18 protein-coding genes are annotated in these 21,000 nt (G+C 69.4%); 11 read left to right on the forward strand and 7 right to left on the reverse strand.

The genetic code is table 11. The annotated features are described in order from the left end of the window. Positions 1 to 3: 3 nt before the first annotated feature. Positions 4 to 1,575: a DEAD/DEAH box helicase gene (locus tag ABZX92_RS10390; RefSeq protein WP_355556192.1), complete on the forward strand. Its 1,572-nt coding sequence runs from the start codon at positions 4 to 6 to the stop codon at positions 1,573 to 1,575. Between the two features lie 468 nt (positions 1,576 to 2,043). On the opposite strand, the gene ABZX92_RS10395 is transcribed toward ABZX92_RS10390, so the two are convergent. Both ABZX92_RS10395 and ABZX92_RS10400 read right to left on the reverse strand, forming a co-directional pair. Next, a complete protein-coding gene (locus ABZX92_RS10395) occupies positions 2,044 to 4,653 on the reverse strand; it encodes a BTAD domain-containing putative transcriptional regulator (RefSeq protein ID WP_355556195.1) in 2,610 nt (869 codons plus the stop codon). Positions 4,654 to 4,697: 44 nt separating this feature from the next. After that, the gene (locus ABZX92_RS10400) at positions 4,698 to 4,985 is read right to left on the reverse strand and encodes a hypothetical protein (RefSeq protein WP_355556198.1); all 288 of its coding nucleotides are present in this window, start codon (positions 4,983 to 4,985) and stop codon (positions 4,698 to 4,700) included. Positions 4,986 to 5,778: 793 nt separating this feature from the next. On the opposite strand from ABZX92_RS10400, the gene ABZX92_RS10405 reads away from it, so the two are divergent. Beyond that, a complete protein-coding gene (locus ABZX92_RS10405) occupies positions 5,779 to 8,766 on the forward strand; it encodes a BTAD domain-containing putative transcriptional regulator (protein WP_355556201.1) in 2,988 nt (995 codons plus the stop codon). A gap of 5 nt (positions 8,767 to 8,771) precedes the next feature. Here ABZX92_RS10405 and ABZX92_RS10410 read toward each other — a convergent pair whose 3' ends face one another. Beyond that, on the reverse strand, positions 8,772 to 9,746 hold the full coding sequence (locus ABZX92_RS10410; protein WP_355556203.1) for a hypothetical protein: 975 nt from the start codon (positions 9,744 to 9,746) through the stop codon (positions 8,772 to 8,774). 120 nt (positions 9,747 to 9,866) lie between these two features. On the opposite strand from ABZX92_RS10410, the gene ABZX92_RS10415 reads away from it, so the two are divergent. Then, positions 9,867 to 10,826, forward strand: coding sequence for an ABC transporter permease (locus ABZX92_RS10415; protein WP_355556206.1), 960 nt, complete (start codon positions 9,867 to 9,869; stop codon positions 10,824 to 10,826). Here ABZX92_RS10415 and ABZX92_RS10420 read toward each other — a convergent pair. Together ABZX92_RS10420 and ABZX92_RS10425 are read right to left on the reverse strand one after the other, a co-directional pair. Beyond that, positions 10,722 to 11,129 (reverse strand): YjbQ family protein, encoded by a 408-nt coding sequence (locus ABZX92_RS10420; protein WP_355556209.1) that lies wholly within the window; start codon positions 11,127 to 11,129, stop codon positions 10,722 to 10,724. The two genes, ABZX92_RS10415 and ABZX92_RS10420, sit on opposite strands and share 105 nt — an antisense overlap. A 4-nt stretch (positions 11,130 to 11,133) precedes the next feature. Next, positions 11,134 to 11,691, reverse strand: a complete 558-nt coding sequence (locus ABZX92_RS10425; RefSeq protein WP_355556212.1) for a sugar O-acetyltransferase — start codon at positions 11,689 to 11,691, stop codon at positions 11,134 to 11,136. 22 nt (positions 11,692 to 11,713) lie between these two features. Here ABZX92_RS10425 and ABZX92_RS10430 point away from each other — a divergent pair, with 22 nt between their 5' ends. Genes ABZX92_RS10430 through ABZX92_RS10445 form a run of 4 tightly spaced genes read left to right on the forward strand, consistent with a single transcriptional unit; the run spans position 11,714 to position 14,822 of the window. Beyond that, positions 11,714 to 12,622: a nucleotide disphospho-sugar-binding domain-containing protein gene (locus tag ABZX92_RS10430; protein ID WP_355556215.1), complete on the forward strand. Its 909-nt coding sequence runs from the start codon at positions 11,714 to 11,716 to the stop codon at positions 12,620 to 12,622. Between the two features lie 11 nt (positions 12,623 to 12,633). After that, on the forward strand, positions 12,634 to 13,098 hold the full coding sequence (locus ABZX92_RS10435; protein ID WP_355556218.1) for a DUF4442 domain-containing protein: 465 nt from the start codon (positions 12,634 to 12,636) through the stop codon (positions 13,096 to 13,098). Next, positions 13,091 to 14,044, forward strand: a complete 954-nt coding sequence (locus ABZX92_RS10440) for an aminotransferase class V-fold PLP-dependent enzyme (RefSeq protein ID WP_355556220.1) — start codon at positions 13,091 to 13,093, stop codon at positions 14,042 to 14,044. Before ABZX92_RS10435 ends, ABZX92_RS10440 begins: the two co-directional genes overlap by 8 nt. Before the next feature lie 55 nt (positions 14,045 to 14,099). Continuing rightward, the gene (locus tag ABZX92_RS10445) at positions 14,100 to 14,822 is read left to right on the forward strand and encodes a hypothetical protein (RefSeq protein ID WP_355556223.1); all 723 of its coding nucleotides are present in this window, start codon (positions 14,100 to 14,102) and stop codon (positions 14,820 to 14,822) included. Positions 14,823 to 14,826: 4 nt separating this feature from the next. On the opposite strand, the gene ABZX92_RS10450 is transcribed toward ABZX92_RS10445, so the two are convergent. Continuing rightward, positions 14,827 to 15,255: a ferritin-like domain-containing protein gene (locus ABZX92_RS10450; RefSeq protein WP_355556226.1), complete on the reverse strand. Its 429-nt coding sequence runs from the start codon at positions 15,253 to 15,255 to the stop codon at positions 14,827 to 14,829. Next, entirely contained in the window at positions 15,252 to 15,695 is a 444-nt protein-coding gene (locus ABZX92_RS10455; protein ID WP_355556228.1) for a hypothetical protein, read from the reverse strand. Before ABZX92_RS10455 ends, ABZX92_RS10450 begins: the two co-directional genes overlap by 4 nt. 128 nt (positions 15,696 to 15,823) lie before the next feature. Between ABZX92_RS10455 and rimP the strand changes: the two genes are divergently transcribed. From rimP to infB, 4 genes are all read left to right on the forward strand, one after another. Further along, the gene (rimP, locus tag ABZX92_RS10460; protein WP_355556231.1) at positions 15,824 to 16,348 is read left to right on the forward strand and encodes a ribosome maturation factor RimP; all 525 of its coding nucleotides are present in this window, start codon (positions 15,824 to 15,826) and stop codon (positions 16,346 to 16,348) included. Beyond that, positions 16,345 to 17,358 (forward strand): transcription termination factor NusA, encoded by a 1,014-nt coding sequence (gene nusA, locus ABZX92_RS10465; RefSeq protein ID WP_355556234.1) that lies wholly within the window; start codon positions 16,345 to 16,347, stop codon positions 17,356 to 17,358. Before rimP ends, nusA begins: the two co-directional genes overlap by 4 nt. A gap of 54 nt (positions 17,359 to 17,412) precedes the next feature. Next, entirely contained in the window at positions 17,413 to 17,724 is a 312-nt protein-coding gene (locus ABZX92_RS10470; protein WP_355556246.1) for a YlxR family protein, read from the forward strand. 87 nt (positions 17,725 to 17,811) lie between these two features. Further along, positions 17,812 to 21,000: translation initiation factor IF-2 (gene infB / locus ABZX92_RS10475; RefSeq protein WP_355556237.1), on the forward strand; the 3,189-nt coding region annotated here is incomplete at its 3' end.

The following is a 21,000-nucleotide window of genomic DNA, read 5'->3' on the forward strand; positions in this document are numbered from 1 at the left end:
TCAATGTCCGAAGGTCGTTCCGAGCGCTCCAACAGCCGCAGGGCACCGCGGCGCCGCTCGGGTCGCCAGGGCAACTCCTCGCGTCCGCAGCAGCGGGTCGAGGAGCCGATCGTCGCCGAGGTCTTCGAGAGCACGCTGCCGGAAGGCCCGCTGCCCTCGTTCGCCGAGCTCGGCCTGGCTGACGCGCTGATCCGCTCGCTCGTCGCCAACGAAATCACCGAGCCGTTCCCGATCCAGGCGGCCACCCTTCCCGACTCCATGGCCGGCCGCGACATCCTCGGCCGCGGTCAGACCGGCTCCGGCAAGACGCTGGCGTTCGGTCTCGCGATGCTGACCCGTCTCGCGGGCGGCCGCACCCTGCCGAACAAGCCGCGTGGCCTGATCCTCGTCCCGACCCGCGAGCTCGCGATGCAGGTGGAGACGGCGCTCATGCCGCACGCCCGCTCGCTGGGCCTGTGGTGCCGGGTCGTCGTCGGCGGCACGTCGTTCCCGCGCCAGATCGAGCACCTGCGCCGCGGCGTCGACCTGCTGATCGCCACGCCGGGCCGGCTGTCCGACCACGTCCGCCAGGGCACCTGTGACCTCGGCTCGGTCGAGATCACGGCGCTGGACGAGGCCGACCAGATGGCGGACATGGGCTTCATGCCCCAGGTCCGCGCGATCCTCGATCTGACCCCGCAGGACGGCCAGCGCCTGCTGTTCTCCGCGACGCTCGACGGCGACGTGGACAAGCTGGTCCGCCAGTACCTGCACAGCCCGGTGACGCACTCGGTGGCCCCGGCCACCGCGAGCGTCACGACGATGGACCACCACCTGCTGTTCGTCTCGGCTGAGGACAAGCAGAACGTGGTGACCGAGGTGGCCGCGCGCGAGGGCCGCACGATCATGTTCGTGCGCACCAAGCACCACGTCGACCGCCTGGCCAAGAAGCTCCGCTCGGTCGGCGTCCACGCGGGAGCCCTGCACGGCGGCAAGGCGCAGAGCGCCCGCACCCGCGTGCTCGGCGAGTTCCGCGAGGGCACCACGCCGGTCCTGATCGCGACGGACGTGGCGGCTCGCGGCATCCACGTGGACGACGTCTCGCTCGTCGTGCACGTCGACCCGCCGGCCGACCCGAAGGACTACCTGCACCGCGCCGGTCGTACGGCGCGCGCCGGCCAGTCCGGCACGGTCGTCACGCTGGTCACGCACGACCAGCGCCGCGCCGTCCAGGGCATGGCCGCTCGCGCGGGCATCCGTCCGGAGAGCACGAAGGTGCGCCCCGGCGACGATGACCTGATCCGCATCACGGGTGCTCGCATCCCGAGCGGCGAGCCGATCATCGAGCGCGAGAAGCCGGCCCGTCGCACTGGCGGCGGCGGTCGTCGCTTCGGCGCCCCGGCCACCGGTGCCGGTCGCGGCGAGTACCGCGGCGGCTCCGGCCGTCGCTCGGAAGGCGGCGAGTTCCGCAGCGGACCGCGCCGTTCCTCCGGCGAGGGTGCCGGCGGCCCGCGCCGCTCGGAGCGCTCCGAGGGCGGCCGTGCATTCGGCCGCACCGGGGGCGCCGGCCGTCCGCGCCGGACTCCGCAGCACTGACACAGCACCAGAAGCACGGTTGAAGGCCGTCTCTCCCGAACCGGGGGAGGCGGCCTTCGCCGTGTCTGAGGATCAGGTCGGCGACGTGGCCGGAAGTCCCGTTGTTCCAGCGCTTTGGCATCACCGGCCCCACGCCGCCCTTCAGTCGCGTCTGAAGGATCAACCTGCTTCGGCGCTCCACGAGCGGCATCAACTCCACCGCGTCCTTGGCGAACCAGGCTGTGGTGGCTTCTGCGGTGCCCTGGCAGCCGTTCGGACAACGGTGAGTTCCGCGGGCGGCATGCGTCGTTCCGAGCGTTCCGAGGGCGGCCGTGGGTTTCGGCTGGAGCGAGCGCGCCGGCGGTCCGCACCGAGGGCTCTGCAGCGCTGGTATTCGCGGTAAGGCACGCTGACGCAGGGGTCCCCCCGAACTGGGAACCCCTGCGTTTCAACGTACTCAGCGGCACCGACAAGATCGGCTGCTGGCCGTCAGCCTGCCCGGCGGTCCAGCATCAGATCCAGGGCGGGCTCGGCGAACCAGGCAGCGGCGCGTTCCTGCTTCTCGGCACGTACTGCGCGTGGCAGTTGGTCGGCCACGACGTCGCGCACGAGAGCGTGGCGGAAGCCGTACTCGATCTCGCCCGTCTCGCTGTTGCGGCCTTGGCGGCGCAGGAAGTCCCGTTGTTCCAGCAGCTCCAGCGCTTTGGCCACGTCACCGGCATCGCGTTGGCCGGTTGCCGACACCGCACCGGGCGACACGAGGTCGCCCACTACGGCGGCGTCGCCCAGCACTGCCTTCACCGGGAACGGCAGCGAGTCCAGCTGGGCCGTGATCACGCTGCGGACCGGGGGAGGAACCGGCAGGGGGCCGTCGTTGTGCAGGCAGGGCATCCGCGGGTCGGACACCATCCTGGCGTACTCGGTGGCGAACAACGGGTTGCCGCCGACGCACGAGACCAGCGCCTGCCACAGTTCCGCGGACAGTTCCCTGGTTTCCAGCAGTGAGTTCAACAGGCTGCGGGTTCCGTTGTGCGACAACGGTTCCAGGCTGATGGTGGTGGCGTTGCGCTTGCCGCCGAACCAAGAAGGGCGGCGCTGCAGGAGCTCGGGCCTGGCGGTCGCGATCACCAGCAGCGGCACCGAGCCGGCCTGTTCGCTCAGTTCCTCCACGAAGTCGAGCACGACGTCGTTGGCCCAGTGCACGTCCTCCAGGAAGACGACCAGCGGGCCGGCGTCGGCGATCTCCTCCAGGAATCGCCGCCACGCCGGGAAGTCGGCGGAGACGTCGGGAGAACCCGATGCCAGGCCGGCGAGGCTCGAGTGCAGGCGGTCCGCGAGCTCGCCGACGCCGACCAGCGAGGTGAGCGCGTCGTGCAGGGCCTCGGGGGAGGAGAAGCCCTGCACGACGCCGGACAGCGGGCCGTAGCCGTGGTCGTCGCCGAACGCCGTGGCGGTGCCGCGCAGGACGGCGGCCGGTGAGGTGCAGGCGGCACCCAGTTCGTGGACCAGGCGGGTCTTGCCCACGCCCGCCTCGCCGAGAACGGTGACGAAGTGCGGGCGGCGGCGGTCTCGGACCTCGTCCAGAAGTCCTTGCAGCACGAAGAGTTCACGTTCGCGTTCGACGAACGGCACGGAAGCCTGCGCGCGGCGGGTCGCGCCTCGCGGGGAGACGCACGAGACCGCCTGCCAGCCGCCGGTCGGGGCCGGATCGGCGGACCACGTCGCGGAGGAGCCGGCGTCACGGGTCGCGGTGCAGGCACGCACGGCGCCCAGCGGTGCCAGCGCCATCAGCTGACGGCACTGGTCGAGCAGCACGCCCGATGCTGACGGCGTACCCGAGACAGGCAGGCGGACCAGGGCGTCACCCGTGGCCACACCGATCTGCACGTCGGCGACGGAGGCCAGCCGGTCGCGGATCGCCAACGCGGCACGCACGGCGCGGTCGGCGTCGTCCTCCGACGTGCGCGGCACACCGAACAGAGCCAAGAAAACGGAGCCGACGTTGCCTCCGACGACGCCACCGAGGCGTGCCACCTCGGCACGCACCACCGCGGCGACTTCCTGGTGCACTTCGTCGACGTCCTCCGGGTCGCCGTCGCCGGCCGCGAGACCGAGCTGGGCGGACACCATCACGACGCTGACGAGCTTGCGTTCCACGGTCGTCACGTCCGCGGCGGCAGGCTCCACCACCGGCGGCGCGATCACCACGGGAGCAGGTGCGGGAACGGGAAGAGCGGGGGACGGCTGCTGGCCGACCGCGAGCAGGTGCCTGCGTTGCACCGACGGCGGGAGGTCCAGCACGGGGGCGTGGTCGAGGATCGCGCGCTCCAGCTCCTGGAGCTCGCGGCCCGGCTCGAGACCGAGCTCCTCCACCAGCGCCGCCCTCGTGCGGCGGTAGACGCTCAGCGCGTCCACCTGCCGGCCACACCGGTACAGCGCGAGCATCAGCTGTCCGCCCAGCCGTTCGCGATACGGCTCGACCTCGATCAACGACTCCAGCTCGCCGATGATCTCGTAGTGCCTTCCGCAGGCGAGCTCCGCTTCGAAGCAGTCCTCCTGCGTCGCCAGCCGCCAGTCCTTGATGGCGGTGAGCTCCGGCCAGTTGATGCCGGTCTCCGCAAGGTCCGCGAGCACCGGCCCGCGCCACAAGCTCAGTGCCTTGCGGAGCACCTTCGCGGCGGCGGGCCAGTTGCCGGCGGACAGTTCGCCACGACCCTGTTCGGTGAACTGCTGGAAGCGCGACAGGTCGAGGGAGTCGGGGTCCACGCGCAGCAGGTAGCCCGGCGCGTGGGTCAGCAGCAGCGCGGATCCTTCCGGACCGGATCCTTCTGGACCGGATCCTTCTGGACCGGATCCTTCTGGGCCGCTGCCATGTGGGGTGAGAACGCCACGCAGTCCGGAGACCGCGTTCTGGAGCATCTTGCGCGCGGTGGGCGGGACGTCCCGCGGCCACAGCGCCTGGAGCAGTTTGCTGGTCGCCACCACGCGGTTGGCGTGCAGCAGGAGGAAACCCAGAGCCGCGCGCTGCTTGACGCCGCCCAGTGGCACGGGCAGGTCGTCGTCGAGGACTTCCAGTGAGCCCAGCAGGTGGAATCGCATGGTTCTGGCCTCCCGCAGAGTGATGTCCGGACGTAGGGGAGTGATCAGCCCCAGGGGGTGTCGTCGTCCCACGGGGTGTTGTTGTGGTCCGGCAGCGACGGGAGCGTGATCGTCTTGCCCCACGGGGTGTCGTCGTCGGAGGCGCTGAGGCCCTTGCCCCACGGGGTGTCGTCGCTCGCGATGACCTTGGCCCGGGAGGTGTCACCGGTTGGGGCGACCTTGCCCCACGGGGTGTCGTCGTCGGCCTGCGCGGTGCCGGAGAAGAGGGAAAGTGCCAGGGCCGCGGGGACGGCGGAGAGAACCAGAGCGGCAGCGGTCGTCTTGCGGATCATGTCGGCCTCCTCTTGCTTGGTCGGACCTTGGCTTCGAGTTGTGCTTCAGACACCTTCGAGCGGCGTCTGAGAACGAAGTTAGAAGCGCCGCCCATCGCGGCTCTATCGCGCACCCACCGCGTATCAATCGGCCGTGATGGCGGGAGTGAAGTGGCCAATTGAGACGCCTCAACAGTTGATCCGCCAGTCAGTAAACTGCTGTTACTACGCAGGGTGGTGGCTTATCCGCGGAATTAGGTGCGGTGTACCGCAATGGTTGGGTTCGGTTAGCGATCCGAACGAACGGCCTGTGCCGCTCGGAGTAACCTTGATGAGACGTTCAGGCTGCTCGGTGCGATGACGTACGATCGTCGCGAAGCCACCACCGACACATGTGAATTCTCGGGTCCGCGCACTGCTTGATCTGCCCCGTTGTTCCCAAATGGATCATCTCCAAATGAGATGCCTATTGAGATCGGGCGCATTATGGTGGATCGCGTGCCGATAGACAAGAAGGATCTTGACAGTTTTCCCTGCCGGGGCTAACTTTGGAGATCATCACACATCCGAGCGACCAACCTGCGGTCTGCGCTAACGGGAGGTCAACGGTAGTAAATGAAACACTTTCATATAGGAACCCGATCTTGAGGTGACGCCCTGGAAGTGCCTTTTCCGCGTCTTCGGCCGGATTGCAAGAATGGTTTACATCGCATCCGTAAATGCAATTCCGTCACGGAAAACCCGTAGCGGTGATCGTCCGGAGCGTGAGGTGTTGGGGCTTTGCGAGAGATAAAGGCGCGAGGGGTCGTCGGTCATGAGCTCCGCCCCTGATGAGAAGCTGATTTTCAAGCTGCTCGGCCCGATCGAGGTCATCGGCGCCGAGGAGCAGGTTCAGGTGCCACCAGGACGTCAACAGACGATCCTGGGCGCTCTGCTGCTCGAAGCCAACCGCGTGGTCAGCATGGACCAGCTGATCGACCTCGTCTGGGAGCACACCCCGCCGTCGACCGCACGGGCGCAGATCCAGATCTGCGTGTCCGCGCTCCGGCGGGAGTTCGCGCGGGTCGACGTCGACGCCCAGATCGAGACCCGTCAGCCCGGCTACCTGCTGCGCGTCGCCGGCGACAAGATCGACACCTTCCTCTTCGAACGCCGCGTGTCCGACTCCGACGCCGCCGTCCGCCAGGGCCGCATGGAGGAGGCGTCGGCGGTGCTGCGCCAGGCACTGGCGTTGTGGCGCGGACCGGCGTTGGGCGGCGCCGCGGCCACGTTGCAGAACAAAGCACTGCGCCTCGACGAGAAACGCCTGTCGGTGCTGGAGAACTGCGTCGACATCGAGTTGTTGCTGGGCCGGCACCACGCTCTCATCGGTGAATTGCAGAGCATGGTGACCGAACACCCGTTGCGGGAACGGCCGCGCGGTCAGCTGATGCTCGCGCTCTACCGATCCGGCCGTCAGTCGGAAGCGCTCGACGTCTATCGCACCGGCCGCGACCTGTTCATCGAGCATCTCGGCCTCGAACCGAGCGACCAATTGCGCAAACTCGAGACCGCGATCCTGACCGACGACGAGGTGCTGCGCCTCGACCAGGAGAAGTCGGTCCCGGTCACGGTGCAGAACGTCGTGTCACCGCACCAGCTTCCGGCCACCATCTCGGACTTCATCGGCCGCCAGGACGTCGTGGCGCGCGCCGAGACCGTGCTGGCCGGCGACCACATGACCATGCCCGTGGTGAACATCTCGGGCAAGGCGGGCATCGGTAAGAGCGCTCTCGCGGTCCACGTCGCACACCGCGTGGCCGCCGAGACGTACCCGGACGGCCAGCTCTACTGCGACCTGCGCGGTACCCAGGCGCAACCCGCCACTCCCGCCGAGGTCCTTGGCCGTTTCCTGTCCGCTTTGGGGGCCGTGGGCTCGACGTTGCCCGACGGTGTGGACGAGCGCGCGGACATGTACCGCAGCATGCTCGCCAACCGCCGTGTGCTGGTGGTTCTCGACGACGCGGGCAGCGAGTCGCAGGTGCACCAGCTGCTCCCGGGCTCGCCGACGTGCGGTGTCGTCGTCACGAGCCGGACCCGGTTGACCGGTCTCGCCGGATCTCATTTGGTCGACGTCGACTTCATGGACTCCGACGACGCGCTGGAGCTGCTGGGCCGCATCATCGGCACGCAACGCCTGGAGGGCGAACCCGTTGCGGCGTCAGCGTTGGTGGACGTCGTCGGAGGTTTACCCCTGGCGTTGCGCATCATCGGCGCACGCTTAGCCGCGCGCACGCACTGGACGTTGGCCTCGATGGTCGGACGTCTCGCCGATGAACGCCATCGCCTCGACGAGCTGGTGCACGGCGACATGGTCGTGCGAGCCAGCCTCTCGCTCACCTACGACGGCCTCGAACCCGACACGTGCCGGGTGATGCGGCTGATGTCGTTGCTGGAAGCGGAAAGCCTGCCGGTCTGGACGGCCTCCGCGCTCACCGACGACGACGGCCACCGCGGGTTCGACCTCCTGGAACGCCTGGTCGACGCCCAGCTGCTGGACGTGGTCGGCAGCGACGTGACCGGTCTGCCGCGCTACCGGTTCCACGACCTGATCCGCTTGTTCGCCAAGGAACAGCTCGCCGTCCACGAGTCTCCGGCCACCCAGCTCGCCGCCGTGGAACGCGTCGCCGGCGGCTGGCTCGCGATGGCCGAGCAGGCCCACCAACAGCTCTACGGCGGCGACTTCACGGTCCTGCACGGCAACGGCCGGCGCTGGCAGCCGCACGCCCCGTACCTCGACCAGGTGTTGCAGGACCCGTTGGGGTGGCTGGAAAGCGAGCGTCCGAACATCTGCGCGGCCGTCCTGCAGGCGGCCGACGCGGGCCTGGACGAGCTGTGCTGGGACCTCGCGATGACGCTGGTGACGTTGTTCGAGACCCGCAGCTACCTCGACGACTGGCAGCAGACCCACGAACGGGCCCTCGAAGCCGTCCGCAAGGCCGGCAACAAGCGCGGCACCGCGGCCCTGCTGTGCTCGCTGGGATCGTTGCACCACAGTCAGCGCCGGATGGAGACCGCCCGCGCCGCCCTGGAACCCGCCCTGGAGCTCTTCACCGAGCTGGACGACTCCCACGGCCTGGCCTTGGTGCGCCGCAACCTGGGCTTGCTGGAGTACAACGAGGGACGGCCAGAGGTCGCGACCCGGATCTTCGAGCAGTCGCTGGCGGGCTTCAAACGCGTCGGTGACGTCGTGGGGCAGGCCTACGTGGTGTCTCAACTCGCGCAGCTCTCCCTGGACCGCGGCGAACACGAGCTAGCGGTGGGCCAGCTGCGCGGCGCTCTGGGGATGTGCCGGGAGATCTCCAGCCCGCGCGTCGAGGCCCAGGTGCTGTACCGGCTCGGCGGCGCGATGCTGGTGCAGGGCCGCTACGAGCAGGCGCAGCAGCTCATCACGTCGGTGCTCGGCATGGTGCAGCGCTCCGGCGACACCGTCGGCGAGAGCTACGCGCTGCACTCTCTCGGGCTGATCCACGGCCGGATGCGCATGTTCGCGGAGGCCGGGCGGCTGCTGCGGCGCGCGATCCGGCTGTGCGAGGAGAACCTCGACCGCGTCGGCGCGGCGCGGATCCGGCTCGACCTGGCGCAGCTGGTGTCGCAGCGGGGTGAGACGTTCCACGCGATCGCCATCGTGGAGCAGGCCATGATGACGTTCCAGGAGCTGCGGCTCGCACTCTGGGAGAGCAAGGCGCTGGCGGTGCTGGAGAAGATCACGGCCGAGAACCCGCTGCCCGCCGCCGTTCCCTCGAACGGCGGCGCGCGCTAACGGACTCAGGTGGTCGGCACCAGCGAATCGATCATCTTCTGCAGGTCGGCCTCCTTGAGCAGCGGCGGGGTCGTGCCGCCTCCACCGCCCTCGAGGTCGCCGTTCACGACCAGGGTGTGCAGCTTGTTGCTGCCGTTCAGCACGATGACCTTGACGATGCCCTTGCTCGCCAGGCACTTGTTGGCCGTCTGGGTGACCGTGGCGTCGACCTGCACGCCGTCGACGACGACCTTCTTGCCGTCCTTCTGGGTGTGCTGGATCTTCACGGCCTTGGGCTCGGAGACCGTGACCTGCGGCTCGCCGCCCGACGAGTAGAAGTGGGTCCCCACGGCCTTGGCGAAGTCGGTGGCGGTCTGGTTCATGTCCGCCTTGGGGAGCAGGGCGCCGCCGTTGGTGCCCTTGGTGTACTGCTTGCCCTCGCACTCGTAGTCGCCGTAGGAGGTGACGCTGGTCAGCGCGATGCCGGGGAACTTCGGGATCGGGATCTTGTCCTCGACGACGTCCCAGTTCTTCGGGACCTCGTAGTTGTAGCCGAGCGAGGTTTCGACGCACTGCATCTCGGCGTTCTTGCACTTGCCGGTGGTCGCCTGCGAGGAGGCGCTGGTCGGCGTGGACGGGTCGGTCCGCGCGTTCGGGTCGGTCTTGCCCTGTGAGAGCACGAACCACGTCACGCCGCCGCCGATGAGCAGCACCAGCACGACGGCGCCGAGCACGAGCCACAGCGTCTTCTTTTTCTTCGGCGGCTCGCTGTCGAACCCGCCGCCGTAGACACCGAGACCGCCGTACTGGCCGTAACCCTGCTGCGGGAAGCCGCCCGTGTCCGGGAAACCGCCCTGCTGGGGGAAACCGCCCGTCTGCGGGTAGCCGCCGGTCTGGTAGCCGCCGGTCGGATAACCGCCGCTCGGATGGTCACCCTGCTGCTGGCCCCAGCCCTGCTGGTCGTTCCAGCCGCCCTGTCCGCCGCCACCTGGGTAAGTCACGCGGTGCACGGTACCTGGTGGGTCTGACAGGACTTAATTCATCAAGCGTTGACTTCGGGCTCGTGCCGAGCGTACGGTGCTCATTAAATTCAACATGTGATGAACAAGTGGAGGCCCGTGATGCGCACCGCGCTCGTCACCGCCGTCGCAGGCGCGGTGGTGGCGTTTCTCCTGGGACTGCTGACCTTCGGCGTGCAGGCGACCGTGCACCCGCACGACGTCCCGCTCGCCGTGGTGGCACCGCCGCCGATCGCGCAACGCGTGCAGGCCGCCGACTCGGCCGAGGTCGACCTCAAGATCGTCGACGCCGCCGAAGCCCGGAACCTGCTGGCGGCCAAGGAGGTCTACGGCGTCCTGGAAATCTCACCCGGTCAGGCGACGATCCGGCTCAACCCCGCGGTGAACCCGTCCGGCACGCAGGTCGCGCAGCAGGTGCTGACCGGTGTCGCGCAGGGTGCCGGGCTGCCCGTCAAGGTCGAGTCCCCGGTCGTCTCGGCCGCCGAACGCACGGCGCCCCTCGCCGCATCGGCGTTGCTGTGGGTCGGCGGGATGATCGCCGGACTGCTGTTCGTGGTTCTGAAGGGCCGCCGGTTCAGGCTGCTGTCCGCTCTGCTCACGCCGGTCCTGGTGACCAGCTCGGTGGTCGGGTTGCTGGCGTGGTGGGGCGTCACGTTCAGCGGCGAGGCGCTGACCTTCATGCTCGCCGTCGCCGTGTCGTTCGCGTTGCTGCAGGGCGGGTTGTTCAAACACCTCGGCATCCGCGCGATGGGCGTGCTCGGCGTGCTCTACCTGATGGCACCCGCGGTGGCGGGCCAGGTGCCGGAACTGCTCAACCCCGTCTACAGGGCGGTCCTCTGGTCGTGGACGCCGTTCAGGTTCTCCACGGAAGGTCTGCGCAGCCTTGTGTACGACGGCTCCATCAGCACCGAGTGGTGGGTGTTCGGCGGGATCGCGCTCGTCGGTCTCGTGCTGCTGCTAACCGGCAAGGAAGCTCAGACGGACCGTGCGGACGGGGTTGTCGACGTTGGTGTCCACCAGGCAGACGGACTGCCACGTGCCGAGCGCCAGCACACCGCCTAGCACCGGGATCGTCGCGTAGGGCGGCACCAGCGCGGGCATCACGTGGTCACGACCGTGGCCAGGGGTGCCGTGCCGGTGCCGCCACTTCACGTCGCGGGGCAGGATGCGTTCCAGCGCGGTCAGCAGGTCGTCGTCGCTGCCCGCGCCCGTCTCGATGATGGCGACGCCGGCGGTCGCGTGCGGCACCCACACGTGCAACAGCCCGTCGCCGTTCTCACTGCTGAGGAACCGCTCGCACTCTCGCGTGAGGTCCCACACCACCTCGTCGGAACCAGTGCGGATCTGGATCTCCTCGCTGCGCATGACCTCAGATCTTACGAACCACCCGCGCCGGGTTGCCGACCGCGAGCACGTGATCAGGCAGATCACGCGTCACGACACTGCCCGCGCCGACCACCGTGTTGTTGCCGATCGTCACGCCGGGACACACGATCACGCCGCCGCCGAACCACACCTTGTCGCCGATGACGATCGGCGCGGTCGTCTCCCAGCCCTCGATCCGCGCGTCGTGGTCCTCGATCGGGTGCAACGCCGTCAGCAGCTGCACGCGCGGGCCCATCATCACGTTGTCGCCGATGGTCACCGGACCGCAGTCGAGGATGATCCCGTCGTAGTTCATGAAGCTGTTCGCACCGATGCGCGTGTTGTAGCCGTACTCGATCTGCAGGCGCGGCAACAACGTCGTGTTCTCACCGATCTCCGCGACGAAGCCTTTGAGGATCGCGTACTGCCCGTCGAGGTCCTCCGGGTCGTGCGCGTTGAAACGGGCCATCTCCCGCCACGCCCGCCGCCGGTCCGCGTCCAGCTCGGGGTCCATCGCCAGGTAGGGCTCGCCGTTGATCATCTTCTCGCGGTTGGTTCCCATGGGAGGTCAGTATCGTCACGGCATGCGCGTGCTCTTCGCCAGCATGGCGACGGTCGGCCACACCTACCCGCTGATCCCGTTGGCGCTCGCACTGCGCGACGCCGGGCACGAGGTCCACTTCGCGGTCGGCGACGAGATGCATCCCGAACTGACCAGGCTGGGACTGCGCCCCTTCCGCCCCGGCCTGGTGTTCGGGGACATCTACGCCGAGGACATCGCGCCCGAGCTCGAACGAGTCCTGCCCGACCTGGTGATCAGCGGGTGGGCCGTGCCCGAGGTGTTCGGGGAGGCTCGCCGCAGGGCGTTCCCGGTGCTGTGGCACGGGTTCGGCCGCATGTTCCCCGCGGGCATCGGACTGGCGCGCCCCGAAGGCGGGCGGCACCTCGACATCTGCCCGCCTTCGTTGCAGGACGAGGACTTCACCGCTGACCGGATCCTGCTGCGGCCCGTGCCGCACGCCGCGCCCGGCGAGATGCCACCACGCACCCACGAGAAGCTGATCTACGTGACGTTCGGGACGGTGTTCGGCAACGAGGACCTGCTCGCGGCCGCGACGGCCGGGCTCGGGCGGCTCGACGCCCAGGTGGTGGTCGCCGGACCGGACAGGTGGCTGCCGCAGGCCGAGGTGATCAAGCAGGCGGACGTCGTCGTCCACCACGGCGGGAGCGGCACGATGCTGGCCGCGCTGGCCGCAGGGGTCCCGCAGGTCGTGCTGCCGCAAGGGGCCGATCAGTTCGGCAACGCCAAGGCGCTCGTCGACAGAGGTGCGGCGGTACAGCCGGACGCGGTGAGTGCCGAGGCGATCGCGGAGAGCGCACGACTGTTGCTTGTGGACGGAGCGCACCGGGAAGCCGCAGGTCAGGTCGCGGAGGAGATACGTCACATGCCTTCGCCGAAGGAAGTTGCGGACAGTCTGGCGAACGTTGTGTAACACTGTTTTTTATGAAGGCAAGCCGCCTGCGCTTCGGGATGAACCTGTGGCCGCCGTTCCTGTTCGCCGGCATCCGAGTGCAAGAGATCTCGCCGGACTACCGGTACGCGCGGGTCAAGATGCGTCTGCGCCCGTGGAACCGCAACTTCTTCGGCACCCACTTCGGCGGCTCGCTGTTCGCGATGACCGACCCGTTCTGGGTGCTGCTGCTGTTCAACCAGCTCAAGGGTCAGCACGTGGTGTGGGACCAGGCGGGCGAGATCGAGTTCGTCGAACCCGGCCGCGGCACCGTCTTCGCGGAGTTCCGGCTGACCGACGAGCACGTCGAGCAGGTGCTGGACCAGACCGCGTCCGGCGAGAAGGCCTTGATCTGGTTCGAGACCGATGTCGTCGGGCAGGATGGAACCGTGATCGCACGGGTGAAGAAGCAGGTCTACGCGCGGCGCAAGCGCGACAAGCAGCTCGCCCATGCGTGAGGCGTTCGGGGCGGTCTTCGACGTCGAGCCCGGCTACCTGAACACGGCCTCGATCGGGGTGCCGCCGCGGCACGTCGCGGACGCGGTCTCGGCCGCGCAGGAACGGTGGCGGCGCGGCCAGGACACCTCGTCGTCGTTCAACGAAGCCGTCGAGACGTCCCGGGAAGCCTTCGGGCGGCTCATCGGAGTGCCCGCGACGTCGGTGGCGTGCGGCGCCACGGTCTCGCAGTTCGTCTCACTCGTGGCCCAGTCACTGCCTAGTGGCTCGAAGGTCTTCGTCGAACCGGGCGAGTTCACCAGCGTCACGCTGCCGTTCGTCGTGGCAGGCCACCAGATCGTGTCCACAGTGGACGAAGCGGATCTCGTCGCGGTGAGCGTGGTCCAGTCGGCGGACGGTGCGATCGCCGACCTGGAAGCCCTGCGCACGAGCGGCAAACCGGTGCTGCTGGACGTCTCGCAGGCCGCTGGGTGGATGCCGTTGTCGTTGGCGTGGGCCGATTTCGTCGTCGGTGTCGCCTACAAGTGGCTGATGTCGCCACGTGGTGCGGCCTGGCTGGCGGTGCGGCCGGACCGGATGGACGCTCTCACCCCGTTGGCCGCCAACTGGTACAGCACGGGGGAGAACTACGGCACCGAGCTGGTGCTCCGTTCGGACGCACGGCGGTTCGACCTCTCGCCGACGTGGCACGCGCACGTCGGCGCGGCTGTTGCGCTCCCGTGGGTGGCGTCACTGGACCTGGAGGCCGTGCGCGCGCACTGCGTGAACCTGACGGATCACCTCCTGACCGGGCTGGGGCTCGCCCCCAACGGCTCGGCGATCGTCTCAGTAGACGTTCCCCACATTCCGGGCGTCGTCTCGTCCGTTCGCGCTGGTCGCACACGGTTTGCCTGCCACCTTTACAACACGATCGAGGACATCGATCGGGTGCTCAAAGCGCTTGGCTGACCGCCGTCCGTTACCGTGTTTGCTTGTGTCGGAACCACGCCAGTCACCTGAAGAGGTGACCCAGAACCTGCCTCGCTTCCCACCGAGGCCGACCGACACCGCGCCGCTCTACCCGGCCGACGAGCTGATGAAGCTCCAGTCGATCATGGACAACCGCCAGGGACAGCTGCCTCCGCAACCTCCTCCGCAGAAGAGGACGTGGGTGGGCAAGGCCCTGGCGCTCGTCGGCGTCGCGGTGGTGTCGGGCCTCGTCTGGTGGGTGCTGCAGCCGTCGACCCCGGTGGACCAGCCGGTCGCGCAGCCCCAGAAGACCGCCGGGGAGTTCGAGTTCAGCACCGTGCCGGAGCTGCCGGAGCCGGTGAAGGACAGCGACTGCGCGGCCCACGCGTCGGGTCAGACGGGGACGTTCCTCAAGACCACGCAGTGCCTGCAGCTGACGCGGGCCTTCTACACGGCCAAGCTGCCGGACGGGCGCACCGTCTACTCGTCGGTGTCCGTGGTGAAGATGAAGTCCTCGGCCGACGCGAAGGCGTTGCGCGAGCTGACCCAGAAGGACGGCACCGGCAACATCAAGGACCTGGTGCTGGACAAGGCGATCAGCGTGCCGCCGCTGACCACGCTGGCCAACGGCGGGTACGCGTCCGAGCAGCGCGACCAGGAGGTCGTGATCGTCGAGTCGGACTCGCCGACCAAGGGCCCGGACGCGCTGGCGCACAACAAGGAGATGAAGAAGGTCTCCAACGACGCGATCAGGCTCGCGTCCTCGTTCAGCAACTAGCCCGTCAGCCCGACGCGACACCCGGCATCGTGATGGATGCCGGGTTCGTGCCGGCTGTCTTGCGCCACCGGGTCGCCCGCACCGCCGCCGCCGTCAACGCGTCCAGCGCGGAGGTCCGCAGCACCGACTCGTCCGTGCGCTCCAGCACCCCGCGCCACGCCGCGCACGTGTCCTGCTCGACGGCGATCAGCGCGGCCAGCGCGGACGGCCCGTCCGACACCGGGGCGGGCGGCAGATAGGCGGCAGCGGGCGGGTTCGGGGTCGCGCCCTTGTCCCGCAGCCACCGCTCGGTCGTGTCCCGGCGGGCCCGGTGCGCGTTCGAGCCCTCCGTCACGGCCGCGGCCTGGTTGCCCAGAAACGCCGACACCATGCCGTAGGTCCACAACGCCGCGTGCTCGGTGCCGAGCGCGGTCTGCACGGACTCCACGCTCATACGAGCACCTCCCTCAGCGAGGCACAGCCGGCGGCCACCGAACCGACGAGACCGGCGCGGTAGCTGGGCAGCGTCGCGACGATCGCCGAGGCGTCGCGCACGGCCTCGTCGAGCGCGGTCTTCAACGCCGCCAACGGATCCGGTGGCGTGGGCGGGGCCGTGGGAGCGGGTGGTGCCGTCGAGGAGAGCGGCGGGCGTTCCCTGTCCACCTCGGCCTGCAGCAGCCTGGCGTGCGTCTCGCGAGCGGCGGAGATCTCCGTTGCACCCGGCACCGTCGTGAGCGTCTTGGCCAGCGCGGCGTCCGCACGAGCCTGGGCCGCGAGCGCCGACAACGGGTCCGGCGGCGGGGGCTTCGGCGGTTCTGTGGTGCACGCAACGGCGAGCGGTGCGGCGGCCACCGCGAGCAGCACACGGCGGCGGCTGACCGATTCGGAGATCACGCGAACCCATCTTGCCAGCAGCCGTGCGGCGCGGTGGGAGCCGGGCAAAGGAGATAGTCTGGGCGTCCACGGCCGCCGAAACACCGTCGGCCGGGGTTTTCATGCGTTCGAACTGAAGGAGACACCACGTGTCCAGCCCGCCGCGCGGAGAACTAGCCGCGCAGCTTGCACCCGTTGTGCGGGAAGCGCTCGAAGCCGTCGGCTTCGACCTCGACGCACTCGACGTGAATCAGGCTGGGCGCCGCCGTCTGGTCAAGGTCGTCGTGGACGGCGAGGACGGCATCGGGCTCGACGAGGTCGCCGAGGCGAGCCGGGTGGTCTCCGCCGCGCTCGACGAGCACGACCACATCATCAACGGGCCGTACACCCTCGAGGTCACCTCGCCGGGTGTGGACCGCCCGCTCACCCGCCCGCGCCACTGGAAGCGCGCGCACCTGCGTCTCGTGAAGATCAAGCAGCCGGATCGGGCCGAGTGGTTCGGCCGGGTCGGCGAGTGCGACGAGACAGGTGTCGAGCTGCTGCACAAGGACGAGCTGCGACGCGTGGAGTACCGCCACATCGAACGCGCGGTCATGGAGATCGAGTTCAAGCAGCCGCCGGTCGAGGAACTGGCTCGGCTCACTCGGAAAGCACCGAAGGAGGAGCCGAGGTGAACGTCGACATCGCCGCCCTGAGGGCGATCGAACGTGAAAAGGACATCCCCTTCGAGACGGTCCTGGAGGCGATCGAGTCAGCACTGCTGACCGCCTACAAGCACACCGAAGGACACGCCACGCACTCTCGCGTGGAGATCGACCGCAAGACCGGCGTCGTGCGCGTGCTCGCGCAGGACCTGGGCCCGGACGGCGCGGTGCAGGAGGAGTGGGACGACACTCCGGAGGGCTTCGGCCGCATCGCCGCCACCACGGCTCGGCAGGTCATCCTGCAGCGCCTGCGCGACGCCGAGCACGAGCGCACCTTCGGCGAGTTCGCCGCCAAGGAGGGCGAGATCATCGCCGGTGTCGTCCAGCGCGACGCCCGCGCGAACGCCCGCGGCATGGTCGTCGTGCAGGTGGGCGACACCGAGGGCGTGCTGCCGCCGGCCGAGCAGGTGCCGGGCGAGCAGTACAACCACGGCGAGCGCATCAAGTGCTACGTCGTGAGCGTGTCCCGCGGCGCGCGCGGACCGCAGATCGCTCTCTCGCGCACGCACCCGAACCTCGTGCGGCGGCTGTTCGCCCTCGAGGTCCCGGAGATCGCGGACGGCACCGTGGAGATCCCCGCGGTGGCACGTGAGGCAGGTCACCGTTCGAAGATCGCGGTCAAGTCGACGGTCTCCGGCGTGAACCCCAAGGGTGCCTGCATCGGCCCGATGGGTGCCCGTGTGCGCAACGTGATGCACGAGCTCGGTGGCGAGAAGATCGACATCATCGACTACTCGGACGACCCGGCCACCTTCGTCGGGAATGCTTTGTCCCCGGCCAAGGTTGTGTCCGTACGGGTGCTCGACGAGCGCGCCAAGACGGCACGCGTCGTGGTGCCTGACTTCCAGCTGTCGCTGGCGATCGGCAAGGAGGGGCAGAACGCCCGCCTGGCCGCCCGCCTGACCGGCTGGCGCATCGACATCCGCAGTGACGCGGAGGCTCCGGCCGCCGGTGCGGTCACATCCAGTTCGGCCGAATGAGCTCCAGGGGATAGACTCATCAACGGTTCAACGTCGGGTTCGGCAACCCAACACATCGGCCCTGTTCGTACGTGCGTCGGATGCCGCGCCAGGACGTTGCCCTCTGAGCTGCTGCGTGTGGTCGCGGTGGACGGTTCGGTGGTTCCGGACCCCCGCCGGCGGCTTCCTGGTCGGGGTGCTTGGTTGCATTTCGATCTCGAATGTCTCCGCAACGCCGAGCGGCGACGGGCGTTCCCGCGGGCCCTCCGGGTCCAGGGAGCACTCGACGTCGCTTTGTTGCGCGAGCACCTGGAGCAGCAAGGGAACTCGACCTCGGGACAGCCCCGCGGTCAGCAAGAAACAAGGAAGCAGGTCGACCCGTCATGAGTCAGCCGTGAAGCTGAAGACATGAACGCGCGACGTTAAGACGAGGTCGATGGGACTTGCCCGCCGGCCTCACAACAGAGGAGAGCAGTGGCAGGCAAGGCCCGCGTGCACGAGCTCGCGAAAGAGCTCGGTGTTACGAGCAAGGAAGTTCTCAACAAGCTCGCCGAACAAGGCGAATACGTGAAGTCGGCGTCCTCCACCGTCGAGGCCCCCGTGGCCCGGCGGCTTCGTGACGCCTACGAAGCCAAGTCCTCGAAGTCGTCGGCTCCCAAGCCGTCCGCTCCGAAGCCCAAGGCACCCGCACCCGCTGCTGCCGCAGCGCCCGCCGCACCGGCGGAGTCCAAGCCGGCAGCCTCCGACACCCAGGCCTCCGCGCCGAAGGCCATGCCCGGCCCGAGGCCCGCGGCCCCGCGCCCGCCGGCGCCCAAGCCCGCTCCGGCAGCTCCTGCCGAGCAGGCTCCGGCTCCCGCGGCTCCCGCACCCGAGCAGCAGGCTCCGGCCGCCGCCGCACCGGCACCCGCCGCGTCGGCTCCGGCCGCGCCCAAGGCTGCTCCGGCTCCCGGCACCAAGCCGGGTGCCGGTCCGCGTCCGGGCCCGCGCCCGGCTCCGCAGGAGAAGGCGCCGCAGCAGCCCCAGCAGCCGCAGGCTCCGGCCGCGTCCGCTGGTTCTCAGCAGTCCCCGTCCGTGGTTCCGCCGCGCACGCAGGCTCCCAAGCCCGCCGGCCCGCGCGCCCCGCGTCCGGGCAACAACCCGTTCGGCGTCGGTGGCGGCAACGCTCCCGGCCCGCGTCCTGGGCCTCGTCCCGGCCCGCGTCCGGAGCAGGGCGAGCGCCCCTCCGGCCCGAAGCCCGGTGACCCGCGTCCGGCCAGTCCCCGTCCGAGCGGTGCGCCCGGTCAGGGTGGTCAGCGTCCGGCTGCCGCTCAGGGCGGCGGTCGTCCCGGCCCCGGCCAGGGCGGTCCTCGTCCCGGCGGTCCCGGTCAGGGCGGTCCTCGCCCCAACCCGGGCAACATGCCCCCGCGCCCGAACCCCGGCATGATGCCGGGTCGTCCGGCCGGTGGTGGCGGCGGCGGTCGTCCCGGTCCTGGTGGCGGCGGTGGCCGTCCCGGTGGCGGTGGCGGTGGCGGCGGTCGTCCCGGTGGGGGCGGCGGCGGTGGCGGCTTCCGCGGTGGCGGTGGCGGCGGCGCTGGTGGCGGTGGCGGCTTCCGTCCCGGTGGCGGTGGTGGCGGTGGCGGTGGCTTCCGTCCCGGTGGCGGCGGTGGCGGTGGCGGTGGCTTCCGTCCCGGCGGTGGCGGCGGCGCAGGCGGCGGTGCCCCTGCCGGTGGCGGCGGTTTCCGCGGTCGTCCCGGTGGCGGTGGCGGCGCAGGTCGCGGCGGTACCGCTGGTGCCTTCGGTCGTCCGGGTGGTCCGGCGCGTCGTGGACGCAAGTCCAAGCGGCAGAAGCGCCAGGAGTACATGGACAACATGCAGGCGCCTTCGGTCGGTGGCGTCCGCCTGCCCAAGGGGCAGGGCGAGACGATCCGCCTGCCGCGCGGTGCCTCGCTGACCGACTTCGCCGACAAGATCAACGCCAACCCGGCGTCGCTCGTGCAGGTGCTCTTCCACCTGGGCGAGATGGTCACGGCGACCCAGTCGGTGTCCGACGAGATCCTGGAGCTGCTCGGCTCCGAGATGAACTACGTCGTGCAGGTCGTGTCCCCCGAGGAGGAGGACCGCGAGCTGCTCGAGACGTTCGACATCACCTACGGCGAGGACGCCGGCGACGAGGGCGACCTGCAGATCCGCCCGCCGGTCGTGACCGTCATGGGTCACGTCGACCACGGTAAGACCCGACTGCTCGACACCATCCGCAAGGCGAAGGTGCACGAGGGTGAAGCCGGTGGCATCACCCAGCACATCGGCGCCTACCAGGTGGAGACCGAGCTCGAGGGCAACCCGCGGCTCATCACCTTCATCGACACCCCCGGTCACGAGGCGTTCACCGCCATGCGTGCCCGTGGTGCGAACGCGACCGACATCGCGGTCATCGTCGTCGCCGCTGACGACGGCGTGATGCCGCAGACGGTCGAGGCGATCAACCACGCGCAGGCCGCTCAGGCGCCGATCGTGGTCGCGGTCAACAAGATCGACAAGGAAGGCGCCAACCCGGCCAAGATCCGTCAGCAGCTGACGGAGTACGGCCTGGTCGCCGAGGAGTACGGCGGCGACACGATGTTCGTCGACATCTCCGCGAAGCAGGGCATCAACATCGACAGCCTCCTCGAGGCCATCCTGTTGACCGCCGACGCGTCGCTGGACCTCCGGGCCAACCCGGACATGGAGGCCCAGGGTGTCGCGATCGAGGCGCACCTCGACCGCGGTCGCGGTCCGGTCGCCACGGTGCTGGTCCAGCGAGGCACGCTCCGCGTCGGCGACTCGATCGTCGCGGGCGACGCCTACGGCCGCGTCCGCCGCATGGTGGACGAGCACGGCGAGGACGTCCACGACGCGACGCCGTCGCGTCCGGTGCAGGTCATCGGCCTCACGTCGGTGCCGCGCGCCGGTGACTCGTTCCTCGTCGTCGACGAGGACCGCGTCGCTCGCCAGATCGCCGAGCGTCGTCAGGCCCGCACGCGCAACGCTGCAAACGCCGCGAAGCGCAAGCGCGTCAGCCTTGAGGACCTGGACGCCGCACTCAAGGAAACCAGCCAGCTCACCTTGATCATCAAGGGTGACAACTCGGGTACCGTCGAGGCCCTCGAGGACGCGCTCATGAAGATCGAGGTCGGCGACGACGTCGAGCTCCGGGTGGTCCACCGCGGTGTCGGTGGCATCACCGAAGGCGACATCAACCTCGCCGTGGCCTCCTCCGCCATCGTCCTGGGCTTCAACGTCCGGGCCGAGGGCAAGGCGACCGAGCTCGCGAACCGCGAGGGCATCGACGTCCGCTACTACACGGTCATCTACCAGGCGATCGACGAGATCGAGGCGGCCCTCAAGGGTCTCCTCAAGCCGGAGTACGAAGAGGTCCAGCTCGGCCGCGCCGAGATCCGCGACGTCTTCAAGTCCTCCAAGGTCGGCACGATCGCGGGTTGCATGGTCCTGTCGGGCGAGATCCGCCGCAACGCCAGGGCGCGTCTGCTCCGTGACGGCAAGGTGATCGCGGAGAACCTCCCGATCAGCTCGCTCAAGCGGTTCAAGGACGACGCCACCGAGGTCCGTGAAGGTTTCGAGTGTGGTCTCACGCTCGGCAACTACAGCGACCTCAAGCTCGAGGACATCATCGAGACCTACGAGATG

The organism is Lentzea sp. NPDC006480 (assembly GCF_040611995.1).
In the GTDB taxonomy this organism is placed as follows: domain Bacteria; phylum Actinomycetota; class Actinomycetes; order Mycobacteriales; family Pseudonocardiaceae; genus Lentzea.

What these genes read in the sequence shown, in the direction of transcription:
- ABZX92_RS10390 (WP_355556192.1), top strand. Translation starts at nt 4, where the DNA reads ATGTCCGAAGGTCGTTCCGAGCGCTCCAACAGCCGCAGGGCACCGCGG.
- ABZX92_RS10395 (WP_355556195.1), bottom strand. Translation starts at nt 4,653, where the DNA reads ATGCGATTCCACCTGCTGGGCTCACTGGAAGTCCTCGACGACGACCTG.
- ABZX92_RS10400 (WP_355556198.1), bottom strand. Translation starts at nt 4,985, where the DNA reads ATGATCCGCAAGACGACCGCTGCCGCTCTGGTTCTCTCCGCCGTCCCC.
- ABZX92_RS10405 (WP_355556201.1), top strand. Translation starts at nt 5,779, where the DNA reads ATGAGCTCCGCCCCTGATGAGAAGCTGATTTTCAAGCTGCTCGGCCCG.
- ABZX92_RS10415 (WP_355556206.1), top strand. Translation starts at nt 9,867, where the DNA reads ATGCGCACCGCGCTCGTCACCGCCGTCGCAGGCGCGGTGGTGGCGTTT.
- ABZX92_RS10420 (WP_355556209.1), bottom strand. Translation starts at nt 11,129, where the DNA reads ATGCGCAGCGAGGAGATCCAGATCCGCACTGGTTCCGACGAGGTGGTG.
- ABZX92_RS10425 (WP_355556212.1), bottom strand. Translation starts at nt 11,691, where the DNA reads ATGGGAACCAACCGCGAGAAGATGATCAACGGCGAGCCCTACCTGGCG.
- ABZX92_RS10430 (WP_355556215.1), top strand. Translation starts at nt 11,714, where the DNA reads ATGCGCGTGCTCTTCGCCAGCATGGCGACGGTCGGCCACACCTACCCG.
- ABZX92_RS10435 (WP_355556218.1), top strand. Translation starts at nt 12,634, where the DNA reads ATGAAGGCAAGCCGCCTGCGCTTCGGGATGAACCTGTGGCCGCCGTTC.
- ABZX92_RS10440 (WP_355556220.1), top strand. Translation starts at nt 13,091, where the DNA reads ATGCGTGAGGCGTTCGGGGCGGTCTTCGACGTCGAGCCCGGCTACCTG.
- ABZX92_RS10450 (WP_355556226.1), bottom strand. Translation starts at nt 15,255, where the DNA reads ATGAGCGTGGAGTCCGTGCAGACCGCGCTCGGCACCGAGCACGCGGCG.